Origin of the sequence: Olivibacter sp. LS-1 (assembly GCF_008245145.1) — a bacterium.
GTDB classification, from domain to species: Bacteria; Bacteroidota; Bacteroidia; order Sphingobacteriales; family Sphingobacteriaceae; genus Olivibacter; species Olivibacter oleidegradans.
Window position 1 is genome coordinate 2,501,476 of sequence record NZ_CP041643.1, and the last position, 24,570, is coordinate 2,526,045.

Consider the following 24,570-nt stretch of genomic DNA (forward strand, 5'->3'; position numbering starts at 1 on the left):
GATTACTAAGGCTTTTTTTGTTGATAGAATTTGCCTCAATCCTAAGCTTAAACCAGTCCCTCGTTTTCACTTCGTAAAAGCTTTAAAACATGACTTTCATCCACCAGCCCAAATTCTGCTGCAATTTCCTTTAGTCGATAACTGCCGCTCTCGATTCGTTTCTTAATCAGCTGATTCCGGTATTGCCGTATATAATCTCGCAAGGTAATTCCTACATGACGCTTAAAATACGGGCCAATATAATCGGGTGTCCTGTTAAAATGGTGGGCTATTTCGACTGCCTGGAGTTTAGCGGGACAATATATATGTTTATGGATATAACAGAAAAGAGCTTGCATATCCTGACTTCTGTTTGCCGTTACGCGCAACTCGGGCATATTACGTTGTAAAATGACGGCAATGGAAAACAGCTGTAACCTAATGACTTCTTCGTATACCGTTACTTGATGCTGAATTAAAGAGAAGGTGTTGAAAACGTTTTGGATGAGCAGCTGTCCTTCTTCGCGAAGTAAAAAAACAGATAAATGGGTTTCTCTACTTTTAATTAAATACTCCAGTTTTTGCAGATACAAATGATCAGCCTGAACTCCTCGATATAAGTGGAGATCTGTGAACTTTACGTAAATAAATCGAGTAGTATTACGGATATCGAAATAGTGATCATCCTCCGGACCTAATAGAAATAGACTTCCACGGCAATACAGGGTACTCTTGTTTTGTATAAAGTGCAAGCCGTCGCCCTGTTTAATATAAATTAATTCATAATGATTGTGCTTGTGCAGAGCATGCTTCCAAGTATTCGCTTCAAATTCTTCGATAACAAAGGATTGATACTGTACATAACGCTTCATATCGGAAAGGTACAATAAAATCGTAGAAATATACCAATAATAGTGAATCGATCTCTTGAACTTTGTGGAATCAAAGAATTTCATATGGAAACAAAATTGAAAGGTACGGCCTTGGTCGTAGGCGCCAGTGGCGTAATAGGAAAAAAGCTTATCGAATTTTTATTGGATAATGGCGCATGGAACGTGATTGGTCTTTCCCGTAAAGGTGGAGAAGGTGGTGGTCGATTAAAAAACTTGGCGATCGATTTGCTGGATCGTGAAGATACGGAAGAAAAACTGCGAAATTGCAATTTGGTTACTCATATTTTTTATGCGGCATATCAAGACAGACCAAGCTGGGAAGCGCTTGTACAACCGAATCTGGATATGCTTATTAATCTCATGGATGCGGTTGAGCCAGTGGCGACCAATTTACAGCATGTTAGTTTGATGCAGGGTTATAAGGTATACGGAGCTCATTTGGGGCCTTTTAAAACGCCTGCCAAAGAGGAAGACGCCGGGTTTGTGCCACCTGAATTTAATCTGAGCCAACAGTACTTTCTTGAAGAAAGGCAGCGGGGCAAAAATTGGACCTGGTCCGCAATCCGTCCATCAGTGGTTGGAGGTGCAAGTTTAGGTAACCCAATGAACTTAGCCTTGCTCATTGCCATCTATGCATCTATTTCAAAGGAATTAAAACTGCCTCTTCGATTTCCCGGTAAGCCGGGAGCTTATCATTCCTTGATGGAAATGACCGATGCGGGATTGCTGGCAAAGGCAACTGTTTGGGCCGCAACGGAGCCCGCTAATGCAAATCAAGCCTTTAACATTGCTAATGGTGATCTTTTCCGATGGAAGGATTTATGGCCTAAAATAGCGCAATACTTTGAAATGCCGGTAGGAAGTCCGTTACATCTTCCGCTGCAGACGGTTATGCGTGATAAAGGAAGTCTTTGGGAAAAGATGCAAAGTAACTATAATTTGCCTCGACTCAAGTATGATCAATTGTCAAACTGGGCTTTCGGAGACTTTGTTTTTTCCTGGGATTATGATTTTTTTGCGGATAGTAGCAAATCAAGGAGATCTGGCTTTCATGAATATGTAGATACTGAAAAGATGTTTTTCAAACTTTTCGATGAATTTAGAGCCCAAGGGGTTATACCGACTTATTCATAGTGACAACTAAAAGATACCTGAAAAACGCTATTTGAATTCAATGATCTAATATTGATCTTTCCAAGCTCAAAGAGTTTTTTATTAATAAAGCAGCAATCGATGAAAACGCAATTTATCTTGTTTACTTTATCCGGCATTATGCGTTTCCGGAAAATAATCTTTCTTTTTTTTACCGCCACCCCGGGTTTTGTTTATGGACAGCTTGTTTCTACTGAACCTTACGCCTTGCAAGATAAAACGGTATCTTTTATGCATCGATTAGAGAAGGAGTTGATAACTTTCGTTGAGCAAGCCGATAGTGTTTCTAATGCTAGCATGGAGGAAAGAAATACATTATTGCAAAAGAGTGTTTTTTTTCGCGAGATAAGTAAATATTTGGATGAAAATCGGTTTGCTTATGAGAGCGTTCGTAGACAGAGCTTTGAAAAGTTAACGCCTCCGCCTATAGATTTGGAAAAAGCCTTACGCCTTACTCCAATAGTAGACTCATCACTTACTATTCTTTGGAAGGAGGCCGATTACGCCCGATTATTAACTTTTCAATCTTTTACTGCTGAGGCAATTATGGGATTAATCGCGAATACGATGCTACCGGTCATTGTAGAAACTTCGTCTAACATTTATGATGATTTGATGCTCGATTCACAAATTGGGCCTTTAATATACGGGCTACCGGTTTTGCGGGATAAATGGCAGCTTTTTATGATCACTCGCCATTATTGCATTGCCGTTGATTTTAATCTCACCACACAAGACGTAGATAATGTGCGATTTGCTACACTTTCAGATAGCAGTCCTGATTTATCCAATTTGGCTATATCGGGAAACCCGAAAACAACAGTCGATTCGCTAAGTCAAGGTCTTCAGAAAATAGGTTGGAGTATATTGGCTGATACAGCGTACCTTCGCGCATCTCATACCGAGATACTGCAGACCTTGGCGGTAAAAAAACAACAGTTCTTTTTGGAACACCTTGATCAGTATACACAAGTGAGAAAAACGCTATTGTCTAGATTTCCGGCAACAGGCGTGTTACCAACTGAATACAGGCTTAAAATATCGGGAGAAGAGCTTGGTGACACTTTTTTACAAAGTATTTCTTTCCTGAATCCAACTGTCTTTTCCGTCGAAACCATTACAACTCAGCTTGCTAATTCAATCGCAGGGCAATTAAGTTGGGGTGGACGCCCTGATTATAAAGCGCTTTCATTGAAGGCTATGATGGGGTATTTACACCGGGTAAGGCCCACAGCAAACCATTATATTTGGCAGGTACAGGCCTGCGGTTATCAAACGTTGATTGAATACCAATGGGATATAAGCACCGGAAAAATTACTGATCTAAAATACTACGAAAGAATATAAATCTGTTATGTCGCATCGTATTTAATATTTCATGATCGATATCCTATTAGGGGAAAAATGCTCGGCCGAATATGATGAAATCAACATACTAAGTTATGCACCACCACTATATGAAATTCGGCAGGCTAGCGCAGGGATTGGAAATTCCATAGACCTAAATCGGTTGGCTAAAACACATGTTCTTGTCGCGTTTTCGCTAATCATTTCGTTATATAGTCAGTTGGATTAAAAATAGCAAGGGCGTCGTATACTCAAATGCGGGGCCCTTACATCTTTTTAGCGTACTGTTTGTCGGGAATTTATACAATACAGATGATTATACAGTGCGTTAAAGACAACCATTTCTTAACACTAAGCTAATATTGTCGGTTTTACTTTTGCTGATAAAAAAACAACAATGAACCGTAGATCATTATTAAAGAGTTTGGGAATTGGCACACTGTCCAGTTTAGTCTTGGGCAAATCTGTTTTTGCCGAAACACCAAGTACCCATTTGAGTAATGGAAAAATAGCCAAGCGTTCTTTGCGTTTTGCACATTTAACAGATGTTCACATGCAACCCGAATTAGATGCGCCTAAAGGTCTGGCTAGCTGTTTACACCACGTGCAGTCGCAAGCAGATAAGCCTACTTTAATCGTTAATACGGGCGATTGTATTATGGACGCCCTAAAGCAGCCGAAAGATCGGGTTGTTACACAGTGGAATCTTTGGCACCAGTTAATGAAAGATGAAAACAGTTTACCTATCGCATACTGTATTGGGAACCACGACTGCTGGGGGGCCGCTGAAAAAAAAGATCCACTTTATGGTAAGAATTATGCTTTAGAAATGATGCATCTAGAAAGGCCCTATCGTAGTTTCGATCAAGCTGGATGGCATTTTGTCGTATTGGATAGTATACAAGTTAGGGCAACGGACGGGCAATGGTATGCTTGCCAGCTAGATGATGAGCAGTTTGAATGGCTAGGGCGAGACCTCGAGGCGAATAAAGATAAACATACGGTGATCTTATCGCACGCACCTATCTTATCAGCAGCGCCTTTGGTTGTTGGTCATTTAGGTAAAATAGATACAGGGTATCAGCTGGGGGGCGGCGCTATTTTAAATGATGCAGAGCGCGTCGTAACCTTATTCACCAAGCATCCACAGGTTAAATTAGCTTTAAGTGGACATATTCACCTTAATGATGAAGTAAAGTACCAAGGTGTTACCTATATTAGTAATGGCGCGGTAAGTGGTAATTGGTGGAAAGGTGATCGCTACGCTACAAAAAACGGATATGCCATAGTCGATTTATACGAAGATGGTACTTTTGATAATGTGTACGTTCCTTACGGCTGGAAGGTATAAATTGGCGTCCCTAAACGTATTTCGTGTTGATGTTTTTATTTGACAAAACAAAATATTAAGAATGCTGTTAACTAGATAAGGTTTAGGTTGATTATAATATGCAAAGGCCATTGCTTCCCAGGCAAGGCCTTTGTCATTTCTTCTAAACATTAGCCAGCCGACGGCTATCGATAGTCATTTAAATTTTACATGACTAATCCGTGTATTTGTTCCGTTCATTCTTAATTTTATAAAAATTCATAATTATGAAAAGCCTAAAAAAAGAAGATGTAAAACAGGAAGTTTTTGATCTATATGATGATTATGCGCACAATCGTATCACTCGGCGCGATTTTATGCAAAAGCTTTCGGTTTATGCGGTTGGTGGAGTTACCGTTACGTCGCTAATGAGTTTTCTAATGCCTGATTATCAGGATGCTATTCAGGTGCGAGCCGATGATCCAAGAATCACTTCAAGCTACATCGATTACCCATCACCCAAGGGTGGCGGTACTATAAAAGCGCTTTTAAGCATGCCTAAAAACGATGTAGAAAAATTGGGCGGTATCGTTGTAGTGCATGAGAACAGAGGGCTTAACCCACACATAGAAGATGTTGCGAGACGTGCTGCATTAGCAGGCTTTGTAAGTTTGGCTCCTGATGCCTTAAGTCCGCTCGGTGGTTATCCAGGTAATGATGATGAAGGCCGCGAATTGCAGAGTAAACGGGATAGAAATGAAATGCTCGAAGATTTTATCGCAGCCTTTAATTATCTAGAAAAGGACAAGTTCTGCAACGGTAAGGTCGGGGTAGTTGGTTTTTGTTTTGGGGGCTGGATTGCCAACATGATGGCAGTCCGAATTCCAAACTTGGCTGCGGCGGTTCCTTTTTATGGTGGCCAAGCTCCTTTGGATGAAGTGCCGCAAATAAAAGCGCCTTTGCTGTTGCATTATGCAGCACTCGATACCCGCGTAAATGAAGGATGGTCAGCTTATGAAAAAGCATTAAAGGAAAATCATAAAGATTATAAGGCTTTTATATACGAGAATGCCAATCACGGGTTTCACAATGATACCACGCCCCGGTACGACAAAGAAGCTGCGCAGTTGGCATGGAAACGTACCATCGACTTCTTTTCTCAAAAGTTAAAGTAAGGTAAAAGTTTGTAAAAGGATACCTATAAATAAAAGCGGGTATTCCAACTTCTTTCCAGAATTTAACCCTATACTTGCCGTAATGAAAAATTACGTATAGGTGGGTAAGGACAGCTTTTCAGTGGTCCTGAAGTTGATGACGAACAAATGATAACTAGATGAAAATCTTGATTGTTGAGGACGAGGAAGATCTATTGGACGCTATTACTTCTTCGTTGCTTAAAGAATACTTTTTAATTGAGTCAGCTAGCGACTATCATACGGCCATGGACAAGATCCAGATGTATGACTATGATTGTATTCTGCTGGACATTATGCTGCCCGGTGGTAGCGGACTTCAATTGTTGGAACAGCTGAAACAATCCGAAAAGTCAGAGAACGTTATCATTATTTCGGCAAAAGATTCGTTGGATGATAAACTAAAAGGACTTGAACTGGGAGCGGACGATTATTTAACTAAACCTTTTCATATTGCGGAACTCAATGCACGTATCAAAGCAGTTTTAAGAAGAAAGAAGCTGGACGGTAAACATACGATCGAAACACGAAATGTTGTGTTAGACTTAAATGAGCGACAACTTTTAGTGAATGGGGAAGCGGTTGCACTCAATCGAAAGGAGTTTGACATACTCAATTATTTTCTACTAAATACCAATCGTCTGGTTACCAAATCGGCTTTGGCTGAACATGTTTGGGGCGATAACATTGATCAGGCAGACAACCTCGACTTCATTTACTATCAAATTAAAAACCTTCGAAAAAAATTACAGCAAGCTAATGCAGCGATTGAAATCGAATCGGTTTACGGAGTCGGTTATAAAATGGTAGAGAAATGAAGCTGCTCAATAAATCACTGAAATATCTTTCCGTTTCGATTTTACTCATTGTAACCATCTGGTCAATCATTTTTTACATCAATATGCTCGATGAAATTCATGATAGCATTGACGATGGCTTGGAAAATTATAAAGTGCTGATTCTTCAAAAAGCAGATACAGACTCTACCATATTGAAGAAAAACTATTTTGATGAAAGTAACTATGCCATTCGGGAAGTGGAGGAAAAACTTGCGATTAAAATGAAAGATCGGTATTCGGACACGCTTATGTATATGCTGGATGAAGACGATTTAGAGCCCGTGCGCATGCTTACAACTGCATTCGAACACCAAGGACATTTTTATGAGTTGAGAGTCATCAATTCAATGGTAGAAGAAGATGATTTAATTGAAGATCTTTTTTGGTCGGTGTTCTGGCTCTATGTCATTTTGGTCGTGAGTATTATTCTTATCAACAACATTGTTTTACGAAAATTATGGCAGCCTTTCTATAACTTCTTAAACCAGGTTACTAGATTCAGGTTAGGACGTAGTAGGGAGCTACCTGATATAAATACCGATGTGAAAGAATTCAGTATGCTGAAGAATGCCGTTAATACGTTGCTGCAGCATAGTATGGAAACTTACCAACAGCAAAAACAATTCATTGAAAACGCTTCGCATGAGTTACAAACACCCTTAGCGATAGCTACGAGTAAATTGGAGTTACTGCTTGAGAAGGGAAATATAGAAAATGAGCAAGCGGAAAATATTGCGCAAGTACTGCAAATAATCGAACGCTTAGTTCGTCTGAACAAATCCCTATTACTTTTAACAAAAATCGAAAACAAGCAATTTTTTGATCAGCAAAATATATCCTTGAATGAAGTGATAAAACAAACCTTACTAGATTTAGAGGAGTTTGCAACATTTAAAAATACAGCAATAGAAGTACATGAAGAGGCGGATTTAACCGTGGAAATGGACCCCGCATTGGCTAATATTATTGTTTCTAACCTCATTAGGAATGCGATTTTTCATAACATGCCACACGGGCAGGTTCGTGTTGAAATAAAGACTGATGCGCTAACCGTAAGCAATACAGCGAAAAGCGGGCCACTCGAAGCTGATAAAATATTTAATCGTTTTTATAAATCGACCGACAAAAAATCGGAAGGAACCGGCCTGGGCTTAGCCATTATGAAAGCTATCTGTAATCTGTATGATTTTAATGTTTCGTATTATTTTTTTGACAGCAAACATTGCTTCGAGATTCGATTTAATAATGTAAAGTGAAAATGCCGTCTATTCTGAGACAAGAACTAGTCTCAGGATCACACCAAACAAACGCTTATACTTGCAATACCTTTTCCTTACTGTTTCTATACCCTTCGTTTACCTTTTCTTTACCTCTGACTAAACCTTTTGTTTACCCTTTCTTTACCCCCTGTTTAGGGAAAGGGTAGAACTTTAGTATGATAAACGGATGAAGAAACTAATGCATAATAGGCGAATATTACATTTGTGTCTTTGCGTTTTGTATTCCAGATTTTTTCCAGAATTGACCCATTTCTTTGTATTAAATCAATAATTAAAAGAACATGGAAAAGAGTATGTTAATCGGTTTTTTCGCATTGCTGATCAATGCCGGTGTTTCGCTTGGACAGGATATCCAACCAAGCCAGGTTCCGTCCGTCGTGGTAAACAGTTTCAATAAAGCATTTCCAAAAGCTTCGGACGTAGAATGGGAGATGCAGGGCGATCTATACAAGGTTGAGTTTGAGACAGGTCTCTTGTCTGTAGATCATGATGTATGGTACGATAAAGGAGGGAAGTTGATCGAACATAAAGAAGAAGTTTCCAAAAAGGATTTGCCTTCAACGGTGTTAGCAACGATCAAAAAAGACTTTAGTAAATATCGTATAGAAGATGTGAAGAAGATTACGAAAGCGCAACAAGTTGTCTATACACTTGAACTGAAAAGTGCTGCCGAAGAACTAAAGGTGGCTTTTGATACGAATGGGAAGGTGTTGAGCAGCGCGTTGGATTAACATGAAAAAGCTCCTTTTGCTTCTTTGCTTTACCGCTTTTTGTTTATCAAGCGCAACTTATGCTCAGATTAGCCCCCCTGGCTTAGGGGAAGCAAACACCGCCGGTTGGTTTGCGTTTGGATTAAGGCAAGATTTAGGTGTCTCAAAAAAATGGCAATCGATGTCTTATATCGGTTTAGGGCGTAAAAGTAATCCGGACAATTACGCCCTATTTTTTAAGCCTGCTATTCTGGTGATAAATCAGGAATTTTATCATCGGTTTCACCCGCATTGGCAATACTCAATCGCTTTGAGTTATCGGAAGCAAGAGGAGTATAACGATTTTGCTCCTTATAGACGAACAGTTGCGGGTTTTGAACGGGAGTGGAGATTGTACGGACGAATGGCCTATACAATTAAAAATGAAAGGCTAAAATTCACCACTACTTTTCGGCAAGAGCTTCGAACTTTTGCTCAACCTTTTGAAGAAGCATCTTCGGAAGATCTTCAACTTCGGTCACGTTTAAAATTACAACTTGCAATCAATTTAGATAAACACAAAATTCATAAGCTTATTGGTGGATACGAATCCTTATTTTCAACAAGTAGAAGTGCCTTGTCTGAAAGGTGGTCGAGCTTCAAATATCGGGAAAGCAGATTCACTTTTTATTATTCGATATCACCACAGGAGTTACCGTTCACCATTGATCTTGGCTATATGAACAATTTGGTGGGATCCCAGTCGCCTTTTTCTGCACACTACTTAGCACTGGATGTAATCTATAATAATCCCCTTGGTTTGCTAAGACATAAGCAGGGGAACTAAATGAGTCAATACCTTTTCGTTTTTTGTAACTTTTCGCTGATATTGTCTGTTATAATATCTAATGAAAGTCCATAATGTTTATTTTTGAATAAAAAGTAATAGTTTGTGTCTTCCCTCTTACGCGACAACATAATAATCAGAAAGCGTTTTTCTCTACTACTACTGTGGTTGAGCATACTCTTTCCTTTTTTTCTGCTTTATCAAAACTTGCTTTTAAATACAGGAAAGGAAGTGCAGAGCGTACTCGTCCAAGAGACGCTGTTGGACGATTTGGAAATTGGGCCGGGAAAATACATCCATGCTGAAAAAGAAAAGAAGGGACTCGAAAAATACAAGCGAATTGATGCAGAGTCGGTAGTATCGGTTAATCAAAGCATTACGACCTTTTTCCTTATCCATGGGTGCTGGCTAAAGCCTTCCTATTATACTTTTTTACACATCTATACCTTGTTCTGACGGACCATATTTCATATAACTTCTAATTGTAGGTTCCCCGACAAGCGGGGGACGAATGAACATGGAAAAGCGAGTGTAGGTTTGCTATGTCGTTAAACCTGTTCAATTTTAATTAATAGATACTGAGTTGAGTCCTAAAAAAAAGTAGTAAAATGAAATGTCCGAATTGTAATGAAACTTTACTGATGTCCGAAAGATACCAGGTGGAAATAGATTATTGTCCAAAATGTCGGGGGATTTGGCTCGATAAAGGAGAGCTTGACAAAATTATCAATTACGTTGATAATGGGCAAAACGATGAGCCTTCTGAATCATATAACAGCTCAAATCAGTGGAACGACTATAAAGACAAATCCGACTATCGTGATAAGCGTTATCAACAACGACCACATAAAAAGAAATCGTTTTTAGGTGATTTATTTGACTTCGATTAATCCCTGACGCCCTATGGAATTTGAAATCCCTAATTTTGCCGATCCCGGAGTTTGGATCAGCCTGATTACTTTATGCTTTCTTGAGATTGTATTAGGTATCGATAATATCATTTTCATCTCCATTGTTGCAGGAAAGTTGCCGGAGAAATTACAGCGCAAAGCACGTAATCTTGGCTTGACCTTGGCGATGGTTTTCCGAATTGCCTTATTGCTTTGCATAAACTGGATTATCGGACTGAAGGACCCGGTTATGACCTTAAGTTTATTTGGTAAGGAGGATATCCCGCTTAGCTACAAGGATCTCATTCTGATAGCTGGTGGACTCTTTCTGATTGTGAAAAGCACCTTAGAAATCCATCATAAATTGCAAGAACAGGATGAAGACCTACACCAGAAAAAAAGTCCGGTTGGCTTCGGTGCGGTCTTAGTACAAATAGTTTTGGTTGATGCTGTTTTTTCCTTCGATTCAATTTTAACCGCAGTAGGTTTAGTTGATTACGTACTGATCATGATTATAGCGGTTATTATATCCATCGGTGTAATGATGGCTTTTGCCGGCCCTGTATTACGGATTATTAACAAACAGCCTACCTTGCAGATGCTTGCTTTAACGTTTCTGGTTGTCATAGGCGTAGTGTTAATTGCCGGAGGTTTCCATCAGGAGGTAAGTAAAAGCATTATTTATTCTTGTTTGGGTTTTTCGTTGATTGTCGAATTATTGAATATCCGACTTCGAAAAAAACGAACCATTAAACTAAACGATACGCAGTTATAAAACGGGAGAATTGATCAAAATCCCGTGAGCCTGAAATGCCGCGGGATTTTGCTTTCTTATTTTTATGACGGGAGAAAATACCAAATTATCATTCAGCTGACCAAATAACGTCAGTGAACCATTTTTTACTGTCAAACAGTTGATCAATAAATTTAAACCCGGATTTATCGGCTAAGTCTTGAATCTGCTCGAAGCTGAATTTTTGTGAGATCTCCATAAAAATCGGCTCATTCTCAGCGAAGTGAAAGACCTCTTCACCTATTTGTACGGTTTGATTGTCAAGGCTGATAAGATAACTTTTGCAAGCCCCGCTTTCCGGATCATAGGTAGCGTAATGGTCAAAACGGCTTATAATAAAATTGCTATTGAGCTCGCGATTAATTCGCTCGAGTAGGTTCAGGTTAAAACGTTTTGTGATACCGCTTTTATCATTATAAGCCGCCAAGATCGTCTTGGGATTTTTCTTTATATCCATCCCCATAAGTAGGCGGTCGCCCTTAGATAAATGCTTGCGGAGTTTTTTGCAAAATTCGGTCACCCTGTCTACAGGCATATTGCCGATATTTGATCCTAAGAATAAAACAACTTTAGGCCTCTTTGATAACGAGGTCGCTTTTTCCAGCATCTCAAAATACTCACCGTTCAGACCCGTCAGTTTAAGTCGAGGTAGTACTTTAGGTAAACTTTCGTTAAGATTCTCAATTACATTTGCCGATATATCAATGGGGATGTAGCGAAAATCGATCTGTTGCCCTAACAATTCTTTTAGTAGGTAGGTCGATTTTGTTGCATCACCGGCACCTAATTCAATCAGATCAAAACTATCCCGGTCACGGCTAAGTGCCGCTGCAAGCTCGACAGTCTTCCCTGAAAAAATTTCGAGTTCGGCCCGGGTAAGATAATATTCAGGGCAGTTCATGATTTCGCGGAATAGCTTGTCGCCCGCCGCATCGTAGAAATATTTAGAATCCAAGTGCTTCGGGTTCTCCCGAAGGCCTTTTATAACATCGTTATAAAAAAGTGCTGTTTTTGTATTAGCGGCTTCGAATAGGTCATCCATTAAATCTGAAATATTTTTGTTCATGCTCTTTGTCAATTATTTTGCTAACCGAATGCCCGTAAACTGCCAGCGTAGATTGGTCTGGAAAAAATTTCGATACGTGAGACGACTGTGCCCGGGCGAAGTAACCGCAGAAGCTCCACGTAATACTTTTTGGTTAACCATAAATTTACCATTGTATTCACCGATCGCGCCAGGGGCCTTTTTAAATCCAGGGTAAGGTAAGTAGGCACTTTCTGTCCATTCCCAGTTTTCTCCCCAGGTAAAATTTGGCGCAGCCACCTCCCATTCAAATTCAGTAGGCAATCTTAAACCCTTCCAAGCCGCATAAGCATAAGCCTCGAAGTAACTTACATGTCGTACAGATGCTTCTAAATCAATAGGTTCCAGACCCCGAAACGTATAATGATACCAACTATTGTCAATGAAATGCCAATAGAGGGGTGCCGTTATTTTTTCGTTTCTGACCCAGTCCCAGCCCTCGGCATGCCAATGGCGAAAATCGCTGTAACCACCATCATTTATAAATTCAAGATATTCGGCATTACTTACTAAACGGTTACTTATTTCAAATTCGTTAAGATAAGCCTTATGTCTACCAAGTTCGTTATCAAAGCAAAAGCCATCCCCTTTAAACCCAATTTCGTAAAGTCCTTCCTTAATGCGAATAAAATCATTAGTTGATGTTGATTTCAAAGTAGGTGGTTGATACGTGACATCATAGGCTGGAAATAGGGGATTGTGGCCCAATATATACTTAATGTCCGTATATAAAAGTTCCTGATGTTGTTCCTCGTGATGAATGCCCAATACAATTAGATTGCTTACTTCCGGCTCAAGAGGAGCCGAAAGTATTTTTAATATGGCTTCATCTACATGTTGGCGGTAGCGATAGATATCATCAACGGTTGGTCTGCTAAGATTACCTCTATCTGTACGGATGACCCGATTGCCGATGGTTTCGTAGTAGCTGTTAAAAACGTAATTGTAATCCGGATTAAATGGCTGATATCCCTGAACATGAGGGGTTAAAATAAAGGTCTCAAAAAACCAGGTGGTATGTCCAAGATGCCATTTAGGTGGACTCACGTCTACGATCGGTTGGACGACATAATCTTCAATCGCTAGCGGACGGCAAATATCTTCTGTTCGTTGACGAAGACTTTTATAACGAGTGTATATATCCATATGACTATTGATTTTTTAAATACTCTTTGAGATTTGATATGGTTTCAATATGAAAGGTTTCTGCCTGCTGTTTCCGCATCATGAGTGCATAGGCGTTATTAAAGCCGATAGGCTTCAGCCAGCTAATTCCGTATTTTTTTTCGAATTGGTCCTTGACATAGGCGAAGGTTTTATCTTTATCGCCACCTAATGAATCAATCGTTTGTTGAGGTGGCTTCAGAATGGCTAGGAGGCCTGTTCCTGTATATTCCGGGTAAAGATCGATCTGATCATTCATCAACGCATCGAAACAAATTTTGGTGCCGCCTAGGCCGGTTTTGGCAACTACATCATAATCCGTGAAACCTTTTATTAACTGACTGTACAGGCTGGCCAAGATGTATTGTTCGCCAAAGATTTTAGAACCCAAGCGTACTGTTCCCTTCTTTTTTCCGCCTCTTTCTCTCCACAGGCCGTGTGCTTTCAGAAAGTCATGTGCCACGCGCTCAGGTGATTGATGGAGATGATCAACGCGGTAATTTAGATCGGTCATCACGCTATCGTTTATTTTTCCGACCAGCAGATTCAATGTTTTTTCGAGCGAAGGGAATTTTTCCAGCGCTTGATTTCGAACAATGGGCGCTGCATAGTAAGGTGGGAAAATACCCTTATCATCCTTTAAAACAACCAGGTCATATGCTTTTAAACGACCATCTGTCGAATAGCCGCTAATGACGTCCAATTGCTTTTCATAGGCGGCTTTATACATGACCGCATCATTGATGACCACCGTATGAATTTTTAAGCCATAGATTCTTTCAAGCCCCACATTCCCATCCTGTCGTCCCATAAATTCCGGCGTAAAGCCGGCAACGAGCTTTGTTCCGTAGGCCGTGGGAACAAAATAAAGCAGACTTAATAAAATAAGTAATACCGGCATAGCAAGGGTAGTTCGGTTAAGCGTTTTAATATTCAATTTTTGTAAACGGGAAAGTAAAAAATCAAAGAGCAAAGCGAGTAATGCGGCCGGTATAGCGCCGCCAAGTATCATGTTTGTATTGTTTAAAGAAATTCCGCCGAAGATGAACTCGCCTAAGCCGCCGGCGGCAATATAAGAAGCCAAAGTAGCCACTCCGACGTTAATGACGGTAGCCGTGCGTATACCCGCTAATATTACGGGCATTGCGAGTGGTAATTCAACCTGTAGAAGTAGTTGTTGTTTGTTAAGACCAAGCGCAATAGCGGCTTCCTTGACAGTTGGGTTAATGCCCGTAATACCCGTATAGGTATTGCGGATGATCGGAAGAAGAGCATAGAGAAATAAGGCTACAATAGCTGGTTTAGCACCTATACCAAGTACGGGAATTAGAAATCCTAGTAGGGCGATGCTTGGTATAGTTTGCAAGATACCAACAGTACCTAAAACAATTCCGGATAAATTTCGATTTCGTGCAATTAAAATACCCAGCGGTAGTCCCAACAATACCGCTATCAACAAGGAAATGAAGGTCAGGCCTATATGCTGTAAGGTTTGGACCAACAGCTTATCTGCCTGTTGCCACATAAAGTGCCAGAGCGTTTGCTGTTGTTCGTTCATGTAACGATGGTTTTTTTATAGCGGTAAATAGCTGACATTAACTGCTCAAATCCTGCTGTTTTTGCTTCTTTTTTATGGTCGACGATTTGAAGTGTTTCGGTTTTATTCTGCTGAAGGCGTTCCAGTGCATCCCATAGTGTGGATTGGGACGAAAGAGTGATATGATCATTTGTTTGGTCCGCTGTGGGTAGCCAAGGCCATAACGCTGCCAATAGAATTGTCTTGAACTCGAGTTGTAAACGTTGCTCCTGTAGAAAGCTTGTTACCAGCGAATGGGACGGTTTAAATAATAGATCCCAAGGCTTGCCTATTTGGACAACTGCTCCCTTATCCATTAAGCAGATTTGGTTACCCAGTGTAAACGCTTCTTGGACATCATGCGTAACCATAACGATGGTCTTTCTTTTTAATTCATCTAAAGCTTTAAATTCTTCCTGTATTTTTGTCCGAGTAACGTTATCCAAGGCCCCAAAAGGTTCATCCATGAGCAAAATCGGAGGATGAGCTGCCAATGCTCTGGCAATTCCTACGCGTTGTTGTTGCCCACCGCTTAATTCGTGCGGATACCTGCTTCGATAGGAGTTGGGAAGGTGCAGTTTTTCCAATAGCTCATCTACCCTCGTTTCTATCCGTTTTTTATCCCATTTCAATAAGTGTGGAACGATAGCAATGTTTTGAGCGACTGAATAGTGGGGGAACAGGCCATTATTTTGTAAAACATAACCGATATTCCGTCGCAGGTCTATCGGAGACTGGTCCTGAATGTTCTTGCCATTAATGAAAATTTGTCCTTGATCTGGTTTAATCAGGCAGTTAATCATTTTAAGCGTTGTCGTTTTACCGCAACCACTCGCACCGAGAAGGATCAAATTTTCTTCTTCCTTTATTTCCAAAGACAGCTCATTCACTGCTTTTAGGCTATTGTACGATTTACTTACCCCTTGTACTTTGATCATAAATTTTAATCTTCCAATGTCATAAAAAGATTATTTAATGATTCGGCATAAAGCGGATGTGCAAACACGCCATAGCGAATGCGGTCGTAAGTGATTTTACCTTCCATAGCCATTTGTAAGATGGTCATGATTTCGCCGCCTTGCGCTGCAAGAATAGAAGCCCCTAGTATTCGTTTACTTTTGGCATCTACAATGGCTTTCATAAAACCACGGGTATCGCCTGTTTCAACTGCGCGGGCCACAGCGGTCATCGGCAGCTTCGCTACTTTTATAGTTAAGCCCTGTTTTTTCGCTTCTGTCTCACTCAGGCCGATGCGTCCGAGCTGCGGGTCTGTAAATACACAATAGGGTATCGATCGGTTACGTGTTGTATAATTCGTGTTTTCCAAAAGATTACGATAAACAATTGTATAATCATTATATGAAATATGGGTAAATGCAGGTCCGCCCTTCACATCACCTAAGGCATAAATGCCTTTTACATTGGTTTCGAGTTTGCTGTTTACCTTTATGTATCCTTTATTGTCGAGTTTTACACCGGTGTTGTTTAGCTTAAGCGGTCCAGTCTGTGGAACACGGCCTGTAGCGACCAACACGTGACTACAACTAATTTTTTGCTTTTTTCCGTTGGTATGGATGGTCGCTACAACTTTTTCAGGTCCCTGCTTGTCGAAAAAGGTGGTTTCCGCATTGAGCAGGATGTCGATTCCTTCCGGTTTCAGTAATTTGTGCATTTCTTCGGATACGTCCGGATCCTCGCGAGCCATAATTCTTGGCGATTTTTCCACAATCGTGACTCTGCTGCCAAAGCGACGGAACATTTGGCCGTACTCCAGGCCAATATAATTGCCGCCTATAATTAGCAAATGCTCAGGCACTTGATCCAATTCGAGTATGCTGGTCGAGGTAAGGAAATTAATGGCGTTGAGGCCCTCAATTTCGGGGATAAATGGGACAGTACCTGTATTCAAGAAAAATAAATCTGCCTTCAGTATCTGTTGAGACCCGGTATCGGAAGTCACACCGATCGTTTTGAAATCCGTAAAAGCGGCTTCACCAAAGATGACATCTAAATTTTTAGTACTCTCCAATGCTTTTTGATTTCCGCTCCGTGCATTTTTGACGATTTTGTCCTTACGCTTTTTTATAATGGTCATGTCAATTTTAGCGTCTTCTACAAAAACGCCGAGCTCAGTACTTTTGTGGGCATCATAAGCTGCTTTTGCAGAAGCTATCCATGTTTTAGTAGGCGTGCAACCGTCGTTCACGCAAGTTCCACCAATCCATCGCTTCTCAATGATGGCTACTTTTTTTCCATGGTTCGCAAGTTTTTTCGCTAAGGGAACGCCCGCCTGTCCGGAGCCAATAACAATGGCATCATATTGTCTAATCTTCATATATATTGGTTTCTAGGTGTTCGAAGGTCCGCAAGCACCTTAATTCCTAACAAGAAAGCACTTAAATGGTTTGTGAATGGAGTTCACTTTTAATTTTCTCTGACACCTATCTAACACAATTTCCCTACATTTGATGTAAAGGAGGTTTCTAAAAGGTGATGATCACCTAAAAAAACGCAGATTGCTTCGTCATTCTTCCTCGCAATGACGACGATGATGGACATTTCAGATTCCTTCCTTAAACTTGTGTTTTAATTTATTTCTTTATTATGTCGAAGCTTTTCAGTCCACTCCCGTTGAATGGAATTACCTTAAAAAATAGAATAATAGTTTCTCCGATGTGTCAATATTCCGCCGTAGACGGATTTGCCAATGATTGGCATTTAGTGCATTTGGGAAGTAGGGCTATTGGGGGTGCTTCGCTAATCATCGCTGAAGCTACCGCTGTATCGCCCGACGGCAGAATCTCACCTGACGACTTAGGTATTTGGAATGATGCTCATATTGAGAAGCTATTGCAGATTACCCAATTTATTAAAAATCAACAATCCGTGCCTGGGATTCAGTTATCCCATGCGGGGCGTAAGGCCAGCACGGCTGCGCCTTGGAAGGGTAGAGGGAAAGTTAGTATTGAAGATGGTGGCTGGGTGCCGGTGGCCCCTTCTCCAATTGCTTTCTCCGATAATTATGCCGTACCTGTCGAATTGAATATAGAGGGGATTCGTGCCATCGTAAGTAATTTTAAGTCAGCGGCCGAGCGTGCATTGCGTGCCGGATTCGAGCTTATCGAAATACATGCGGCACATGGGTACTTGTTGCACCAATTTCTATCGCCTTTGAGTAATCAAAGGCAAGATGAATATGGAGGCGGTTTCGAGAATCGCATTCGGTTGTTACTGGAAGTTATTGATGCGGTGCGAAGCGTGGCACCGAAAGAATTGCCTTTATTTGTAAGAATTTCAGCTAGCGATTGGGCGGAAGGTGGATGGGATTTGGATCAATCAATCCAGTTAGCGTCCATTCTCAAAACCAGAGGTGTCGATCTACTGGATGTATCTAGTGGCGGACTTGTTCCTTATCAAAAAATCCCTGTAGGTCCTGCTTACCAATTGCCTTTTTCTTCAAAAATAAAGAAAGAAGCGGGTATTCTAACAGCAACCGTTGGGCTGATAACCAATGCTACGCAAGCCGAAACCATTCTTGTTAATGGCGATGCCGACTTAATTGCCATGGCGCGTGAACTTTTGCGCAATCCTTATTTTCCGCTACAGGCTGCTGATGAGTTGCGGGATTCGATTGAATGGCCGATTCAGTATGAAAGGGCCAAACCGAATTAATCGCTTGTATAGTAGGGATCCCATACACAGGGCTATATTTAAAGGCTAAAGCTAATACGTTCGGTTAAAAGTATGAACTGTTGGCTTTCGGAAATGTCGCCTAGGAAATTTGCTGTTTGCATGTTGATGCATACCATTATAGCAAGATTCCGGCGACGAGCTTTTTTGAATACTTTTTTGCGGGAAAAAGTATTTGGCGGTGTAGTTGGATTTTTGTTGCTTACTAGCTTTTACGTTGTTTATTCGTTCTTTTTAGATATAATAAAAAACCGGTGATGCTTAATAAACCAGGCGTTAAACCAATGAATACATATAATATCCGAACAGGCAGACCACCAAAACTACCGGCATGAAGGGGTAGAACCAGTGTGCGCAGTTTTTCGGAGAAATCAAGTTTATCGGATTCTTTTATAGCTTCGACCGCTCCGCTTTTGACGTCTAACGTAACGCTACTTGCCTGTCCAAAAAATGGATTATCACCCGGTAAGCTACCGCGAATGGCGAAGCCGCGACCGGGTTGAGTGGGCATATATACGGAATGGACTTTAAGCTGCGGCAATGCATGGGAAGCTTTCTTATAAAGGCTGTCAATTGAGAGGACATCTGCTCGATTGGGCGGATTTACTTGCATTTTACTGTGCCATGCACTCGAGTCAAAGGCAAAAAGATTCAGCCAAAAGCCAGTGAAAAAGATAACCGCATTAAACAACAAAGACCAAATACCGACGATACGATGCAGATCGGAACTTAGCATCCTTCTATTGTGCCATCGAATCGGTTTTTTAAAGCACAAAACTTTCCATACCTGTTTTCGATAAATCAGCACGCCTGTAAGAATAGAAATAAGCATAGTTATTCCGAGTACAGCGGTTAATAAGGTACCCGGCATACCAAAATGAAAGGAGAAATGAAATTGAAATAACCACTGCATAAAGCCGGATTGCCATTGATCATAACGTCCTTCGCGTATAATACGACCCGTATAGGGATCAATGGTCAATACAGCTAGATCGTAGGTATGGATTTTACTATCATTTAGGTATAAACGATAATTGTAAGCTTCGGTGGGAGCTGCTTGCGGATTTAACCAGGCGATGCCGCTAAGCCGAGGATATTGAGCGGTAATGCGATGATAGATCGTATCAAGCGACATTTTGGCCGCGGTTTCTTTTACTTGAAAAAGATGCCTATTGGTATAATGGTCCAACTCTTCCATAAAAACCAATGCTGATCCGCTCAATCCCAGTAAGATTAGAAAAATACCTGTTATCAGCCCTGTTACGCCGTGCATTCTAAATACCCAGCGTAGTAATCTGTTCTTTATTGACGTCACTATCGAATCAGGTAATTAATGCCTATTCTAAAATTAAAAGGATTACCCAACGAGGCCGTAACCGTACGCGAATTGCCGCCTAAAAAATAGCGTTCATCTGTAATATTATATACATTGAATTGAATGTTATAGCGGTTACGTTCATAATTAAGCATAGCGTCAAGTACAGTGGAAGCTGGTATCAAAAAATTTTGTGCACTTACAAAACCTACCTGGTTGCTGGTGTACCTGCCACCGATACCGATACCAAGCCCCTTTGCAAAACCAGTTGATAAATTGTATTTGATCCAGGCATTGGCCATATGCTTGGGAGCATTTGCAAAGCGACTACCTTTAGCGCCTAAGGTATTATCGGATAATAGTACATGATCGTTGTACGCATATCCAACTATCAGATTGAAATGATGGATGTTCCCTTGGGTAGTGGCCTCAAAACCTTTGCTACGTGTTCCATCGATGGCGACTTGTCTATTTGGGTTTTCATCTGTCGGCGCAGCAGCTAATATATTGGTGTAATCGATCTGATAAGCCGCCAATGTCAATGAAAATTGATTCTCGAACCAAGACGATTTGCTGCCCACTTCAACCTGCTTGGCTGTTCTTGGCGGGAATGGCCCTCCGTTTCGTACTGAATTGGAAGTTTGTGGATTGAAGGATGTGGTGTAGCTGCCGTAAAAGGAAAGCGCATCAATAGGCGAATAGACTAATCCTACTCGCGGAATCCAGGCCGAAGCATCCGATTCGTTTCCTTGCTCATTATCACGCGCTGATAAAGGGACGCGTCTCAAGCTGTAATCGTCATAGCGCAAGGATAGCAACAAAATTAAATCTTTATATTTTATCTGATCCTGCACATAAGTGCCAATTAAATGAATACGCTCTTTATTGTCGTCGTAATAATCGACTTCCGGGTTGGGGGCTGGAGGGTCAAGGCTATAATCGGGATTAAAAATGCTAATGCGTTGCGCCGGTGAATTTCGGTAGTCATTTTTATGCCAACCATAATTATTATAATCGATACCGGTTAAGATATTATGAGTTAATGGCCCTGTTTTTAAAACATAGTTGAGAAAGGCCGTTGTTTGCCAGTTAAATTGGTCGTATAGCCAGTCTTGATACGATCTACTGATCGAGTCATGCTGAATCAAGCCGGTTACAATATGGTCGGTATAATCGAAACGACTTCGCACATAACGTTGCACCAAGGTAAGTCGGAGCTTATTGCCCAATTGTTGATCGTAACGCAGATTGACGGATGTGTTATGCGTTTTTCCATAGTCACTCGGGCTCTGTGCCGTTAGGTTATTCGGATAATAATCAAAATCAAAGGTACCATCAGGGCGAGTGAAAACATAAGAACCTCGGTCATATTGCTGCACGGCTTTCTCGTAGGCGTAGTTTACCTCCAGCAGCAGTTTGCCGGTGCAATTAAATTCATAAGAAAGGGAAGGAGCAATTAACAAGTTACGAACATCCTGATAGTCGCGAAAACTATTTCCTTGGTCGTACCCGACAATACTACGATAAAGCAGTTTTTTATTCTTAGTTAAGGGGCCCGTAGCATCCAAAGAAAATCGTTTAGCATTCCAGCTGCCATAAAATGCACTTAGTTCCAGCTGCGGCAGCGATAATGGCTTTTTAGTGGTAAAATTTATGGTGCCCCCCGGTGCATTATTACTGAAAAGAACCGAAGAAGGTCCCCTTAATACTTCAACCTGTTCTATATTGTAAAGTAGCGGTTGTTGACTCCATAAATATAAATTTCCCCGTATGCCGTTGAAGGTGATGATGCCTGCGTCAAAAGGATTGTAAAAAGTAAAGCCTCTTAGGCTGTAATATCCCATACCGTTATTGGCCTTTACACCTGTTAAGGTATTCGTTAAATCGTTTAGCGTAAATGCCTGCTTGTCGCGAATGACCTGTTGGCTAATCACTTGTATGGATTGCGGTGTTTGCTGCAACGAACTGGGTGTGCGCGTAACATTGGTTACACTATCAATCTGATAGCGCTTTTGTCGTGCACTGATCAATACCTCGTCGAGTTTACGCGTGGTGTTCGTATCGATAGAAATGGTTTGTCCTTGCGTTACTGCTATAGAAAGAAGCAATAACACAAAGAGACTACTTATGAATCTCATTGTTAAAGCATAATTTAAAATCAAAAAAGAATACATGCCGAATCTTGCTAAAACGGTTGATGCCTATGTCTGAAAAAGATTTTAAATTACACCCTGGGTGGTTTCAATAAAGAAGTATGGTAATTAGTTGGCCTTCCTTGGGTATAGGCAATCAGAAAAGATTGCTTAATGTTGTAAGTAGGAATTGTATTAAGTTGAGCAAGTTGGGGCGTTTGTAAATAGATGATTTCAGCCAGCTGCTTTACCATTTCTTGCTGCTGTTCATGTTCTCTTTTTTCGAGCTCTTTCATTTTTTTCATCAAAACACATTGCCCGTTACACTGTAATTCGGGCCGATCTCGATTAATACAGAGCTCCGTCGCTATATACTGCTGATTTAATTTAAAAGATACGAATAACCAAAATCTGCCGAAAGGCTGCATTAATACAACCAGTATCAAGAAGCAAACAGTAAGTTTTGATTTCATCGTACACATGGGTGCTGCAAAGCTAAAAAAAAGTGTAATGCAAAAGAAATTCTTCTTGTTTTTCTCTATAGATAAATTAGCCTTCCTAATTTTTTACAAGGATAGCTAAGATGTTATAGAAAGAAGATAATAAAGGTCAAAAAAAATGATGCGATTGCGTAGATATTTGTTTCAACTAGCCAATATTAGATGGGACAAGAGCGTAACACCTCTACATTAATTGCGAATCAATTTTAATTTATGATGAAAGCATCAATCACAGCAATCACACTGGGTATGTTGGCATGCTCAATAGGTGTCACAAAGGCGCAATATCCAGTTATACCGAAAGCAATAGAAGATTCCGCAAATGCGGAGATGGCCAAATTTCAAGCCCATGAGGAGGCAGCTTGGGCTAAAGCACTTCCGGTTATCGAGAAAGAAGCGAAAAATGGGAAGCCCTATATCCCTTGGGCAAGTAAACCCGAAGATCTTCCACAGGCAAAAATACCTGCCTTTCCCGGCGCTGAAGGTGGTGGTGCGTTTTCTTTTGGGGGGCGTGGTGGTAAAGTATATGTGGTTACGAGTTTGGCAGACAGCGGCCCGGGGACCTTTCGCGAAGCCTGTGAACAAGGGGGGGCACGTATTGTCGTATTTAATGTAGCTGGTATTATTCATCTGAAAAGCCCCGTTAGTATCCGAGCGCCCTATATTACCATTGCCGGGCAAACTGCCCCTGGCGACGGTATTTGTATTGCGGGTGAATCGGTATGGATTGATACGCATGATGTCGTGATTCGCTACATGCGTTTCAGACGGGGAAGTACCGATGTTAACAGACGAGACGATGCCTTGGGAGGAAATGGTATCGGGAATATTATTATTGATCATGTATCAGCGAGCTGGGGCCTCGATGAGAATATGTCAATGTATCGTCACGTATATAATAGGGGAGATAGCACGAAACAGGAAAAACTGCCAACAGTCAATGTAACTATACAGAATTCAATCTTTTCAGAAGCCTTAGACCGTTATAACCACGCTTTTGGAAGTACCATTGGCGGACTCAATAGCACCTTTATGCGAAACCTTTGGGCGTCTAACATTAGTCGGAATCCTTCTATAGGTATGTACGGTGATTTTGGCTTTGTTAATAATGTTATCTTCAATTGGTGGAATCGAAGCGCTGATGGGGGCGATCATCGTTCGCTTTTCAATTTTATTAATAACTATTACAAACCGGGGCCGATCACGCCGATTGATAAACCTATTGGGCATCGTATACTGAAGCCGGAAGGAAATAGAGATCGCGGGCATGAAAATGAATATGGAAAAGCTTATGTCTCCGGTAATATCGTGGAAGGAAATGCAACAGTAACAGCGGATAATTGGGCCGGGGGTGTACAGATTGGAAACAAGCCCAATGCGGAGCCTTACACCGCACAGATTCGTGTCGACAAACCATTCCCGATGGCTAAAGTTACCTTGATGTCCGCAAAAGAAGCTTATGACCATGTATTAAAGAACGTCGGAGCAAACTTGCCGAAACGCGATGCAGTAGATGAGCGGATCATTAAACAGGTCGCAACGGGTAAGATTATTTATAACAAAAACAGTAAAGCTGACGTAAGCAGCCCTTATGTTAAACGCCGTCTACCCGCAGACTCCTATAAAATGGGCATAATCGCTGATCCGGAACAGGTTGGTGGCTACCCTACCTACAAGGGAACTCCTTATCAGGATGCAGATCAAGACGGTATGCCGGACGAGTGGGAAACTGCACATGGTTTGAATCCAAAAGATGCAGGCGATGCGAGCTTGGATCGGGACGGTGATGGATATACCAATATTGAAGAATTTATAAATAGTGTGGTTCCTAAAATATTATAAGAAACGATAATAGAAGGTTTGAACATGATGTAGAGCTCTACCTCCCGTTCCTTAAA

The 24,570-nt window shown here is 41.0% G+C and carries 22 protein-coding genes; 13 read left to right on the forward strand and 9 right to left on the reverse strand.

Features of this window, described 5'->3' with window-relative positions; translation table 11 throughout:
• Window positions 1-47 precede the first annotated feature (47 nt).
• Window positions 48-935: an AraC family ligand binding domain-containing protein gene (locus FKG96_RS10135; protein ID WP_149105464.1), complete on the reverse strand. Its 888-nt coding sequence runs from the start codon at window positions 933-935 to the stop codon at window positions 48-50.
• Between FKG96_RS10135 and FKG96_RS10140 the strand changes: the two genes are divergently transcribed.
• The 11 genes from FKG96_RS10140 (at window position 936) to FKG96_RS10190 (ending at window position 11,193) form a co-directional block, all read left to right on the forward strand.
• Window positions 936-2,006 carry an SDR family oxidoreductase gene (locus FKG96_RS10140; protein WP_149105465.1) on the forward strand — a complete coding sequence of 357 codons (1,071 nt, stop codon included), beginning with the start codon at window positions 936-938 and terminating at the stop codon, window positions 2,004-2,006.
• 99 nt (window positions 2,007-2,105) lie between these two features.
• Window positions 2,106-3,371: a hypothetical protein gene (locus tag FKG96_RS10145; protein WP_149105466.1), complete on the forward strand. Its 1,266-nt coding sequence runs from the start codon at window positions 2,106-2,108 to the stop codon at window positions 3,369-3,371.
• 397 nt (window positions 3,372-3,768) lie between these two features.
• Window positions 3,769-4,722: a metallophosphoesterase gene (locus tag FKG96_RS10150; protein WP_149105467.1), complete on the forward strand. Its 954-nt coding sequence runs from the start codon at window positions 3,769-3,771 to the stop codon at window positions 4,720-4,722.
• Window positions 4,723-4,967: 245 nt separating this feature from the next.
• Entirely contained in the window at window positions 4,968-5,855 is an 888-nt protein-coding gene (locus FKG96_RS10155; RefSeq protein ID WP_149105468.1) for a dienelactone hydrolase family protein, read from the forward strand.
• Between the two features lie 158 nt (window positions 5,856-6,013).
• On the forward strand, window positions 6,014-6,691 hold the full coding sequence (locus tag FKG96_RS10160) for a response regulator transcription factor (RefSeq protein ID WP_149105469.1): 678 nt from the start codon (window positions 6,014-6,016) through the stop codon (window positions 6,689-6,691).
• Window positions 6,688-7,968 carry a cell wall metabolism sensor histidine kinase WalK gene (locus FKG96_RS10165; RefSeq protein WP_149105470.1) on the forward strand — a complete coding sequence of 427 codons (1,281 nt, stop codon included), beginning with the start codon at window positions 6,688-6,690 and terminating at the stop codon, window positions 7,966-7,968. The genes FKG96_RS10160 and FKG96_RS10165 overlap by 4 nt, the downstream gene beginning before the upstream one ends.
• Window positions 7,969-8,273: 305 nt before the next feature.
• On the forward strand, window positions 8,274-8,723 hold the full coding sequence (locus tag FKG96_RS10170; protein ID WP_149105471.1) for a PepSY-like domain-containing protein: 450 nt from the start codon (window positions 8,274-8,276) through the stop codon (window positions 8,721-8,723).
• Between the two features lies 1 nt (window position 8,724).
• A complete protein-coding gene (locus FKG96_RS10175; RefSeq protein WP_149105472.1) occupies window positions 8,725-9,528 on the forward strand; it encodes a DUF2490 domain-containing protein in 804 nt (267 codons plus the stop codon).
• Window positions 9,529-9,735: 207 nt separating this feature from the next.
• A complete protein-coding gene (locus FKG96_RS10180; RefSeq protein WP_130857078.1) occupies window positions 9,736-9,984 on the forward strand; it encodes a hypothetical protein in 249 nt (82 codons plus the stop codon).
• Between the two features lie 185 nt (window positions 9,985-10,169).
• Window positions 10,170-10,418 carry a zf-TFIIB domain-containing protein gene (locus FKG96_RS10185; protein ID WP_242627290.1) on the forward strand — a complete coding sequence of 83 codons (249 nt, stop codon included), beginning with the start codon at window positions 10,170-10,172 and terminating at the stop codon, window positions 10,416-10,418.
• 13 nt (window positions 10,419-10,431) lie between these two features.
• A complete protein-coding gene (locus tag FKG96_RS10190; RefSeq protein WP_013665836.1) occupies window positions 10,432-11,193 on the forward strand; it encodes a TerC family protein in 762 nt (253 codons plus the stop codon).
• Between the two features lie 88 nt (window positions 11,194-11,281).
• Here the strand turns inward: FKG96_RS10190 and FKG96_RS10195 are convergent, their stop codons facing one another.
• From FKG96_RS10195 to FKG96_RS10215, 5 genes are read right to left on the reverse strand one after another with little or no spacing between them, the layout of a single operon-like run.
• Window positions 11,282-12,277 carry an L-histidine N(alpha)-methyltransferase gene (locus FKG96_RS10195; protein ID WP_149105473.1) on the reverse strand — a complete coding sequence of 332 codons (996 nt, stop codon included), beginning with the start codon at window positions 12,275-12,277 and terminating at the stop codon, window positions 11,282-11,284.
• Window positions 12,278-12,289: 12 nt separating this feature from the next.
• Complete coding sequence (egtB, locus tag FKG96_RS10200) at window positions 12,290-13,441, reverse strand: ergothioneine biosynthesis protein EgtB (protein ID WP_149105474.1); 1,152 nt, start codon at window positions 13,439-13,441, stop codon at window positions 12,290-12,292.
• A 4-nt stretch (window positions 13,442-13,445) separates the two neighbouring features.
• The gene (locus FKG96_RS10205) at window positions 13,446-15,017 is read right to left on the reverse strand and encodes an ABC transporter permease/substrate-binding protein (RefSeq protein ID WP_149105475.1); all 1,572 of its coding nucleotides are present in this window, start codon (window positions 15,015-15,017) and stop codon (window positions 13,446-13,448) included.
• On the reverse strand, window positions 15,014-15,973 hold the full coding sequence (locus tag FKG96_RS10210) for an ABC transporter ATP-binding protein (RefSeq protein ID WP_130857083.1): 960 nt from the start codon (window positions 15,971-15,973) through the stop codon (window positions 15,014-15,016). Before FKG96_RS10210 ends, FKG96_RS10205 begins: the two co-directional genes overlap by 4 nt.
• Before the next feature lie 5 nt (window positions 15,974-15,978).
• Window positions 15,979-17,370: a mercuric reductase gene (locus FKG96_RS10215; RefSeq protein ID WP_149105476.1), complete on the reverse strand. Its 1,392-nt coding sequence runs from the start codon at window positions 17,368-17,370 to the stop codon at window positions 15,979-15,981.
• A 269-nt stretch (window positions 17,371-17,639) separates the two neighbouring features.
• Between FKG96_RS10215 and FKG96_RS10220 the strand changes: the two genes are divergently transcribed.
• Window positions 17,640-18,707, forward strand: coding sequence for an NADH:flavin oxidoreductase/NADH oxidase (locus tag FKG96_RS10220; protein ID WP_149105477.1), 1,068 nt, complete (start codon window positions 17,640-17,642; stop codon window positions 18,705-18,707).
• Between the two features lie 223 nt (window positions 18,708-18,930).
• Here the strand turns inward: FKG96_RS10220 and FKG96_RS10225 are convergent, their stop codons facing one another.
• The 3 genes from FKG96_RS10225 to FKG96_RS10235 all read right to left on the reverse strand — a co-directional run bounded on the left by FKG96_RS10225 (window position 18,931) and on the right by FKG96_RS10235 (window position 22,468).
• Complete coding sequence (locus tag FKG96_RS10225; RefSeq protein WP_149105478.1) at window positions 18,931-19,998, reverse strand: PepSY domain-containing protein; 1,068 nt, start codon at window positions 19,996-19,998, stop codon at window positions 18,931-18,933.
• A gap of 41 nt (window positions 19,999-20,039) precedes the next feature.
• Window positions 20,040-22,178, reverse strand: a complete 2,139-nt coding sequence (locus FKG96_RS10230) for a TonB-dependent siderophore receptor (RefSeq protein WP_246860266.1) — start codon at window positions 22,176-22,178, stop codon at window positions 20,040-20,042.
• Between the two features lie 86 nt (window positions 22,179-22,264).
• A complete protein-coding gene (locus tag FKG96_RS10235) occupies window positions 22,265-22,468 on the reverse strand; it encodes a hypothetical protein (RefSeq protein ID WP_149105479.1) in 204 nt (67 codons plus the stop codon).
• Between the two features lie 420 nt (window positions 22,469-22,888).
• Between FKG96_RS10235 and FKG96_RS10240 the strand changes: the two genes are divergently transcribed.
• Window positions 22,889-24,514, forward strand: a complete 1,626-nt coding sequence (locus FKG96_RS10240) for a polysaccharide lyase (RefSeq protein ID WP_149106310.1) — start codon at window positions 22,889-22,891, stop codon at window positions 24,512-24,514.
• Window positions 24,515-24,570: the final 56 nt, after the last annotated feature.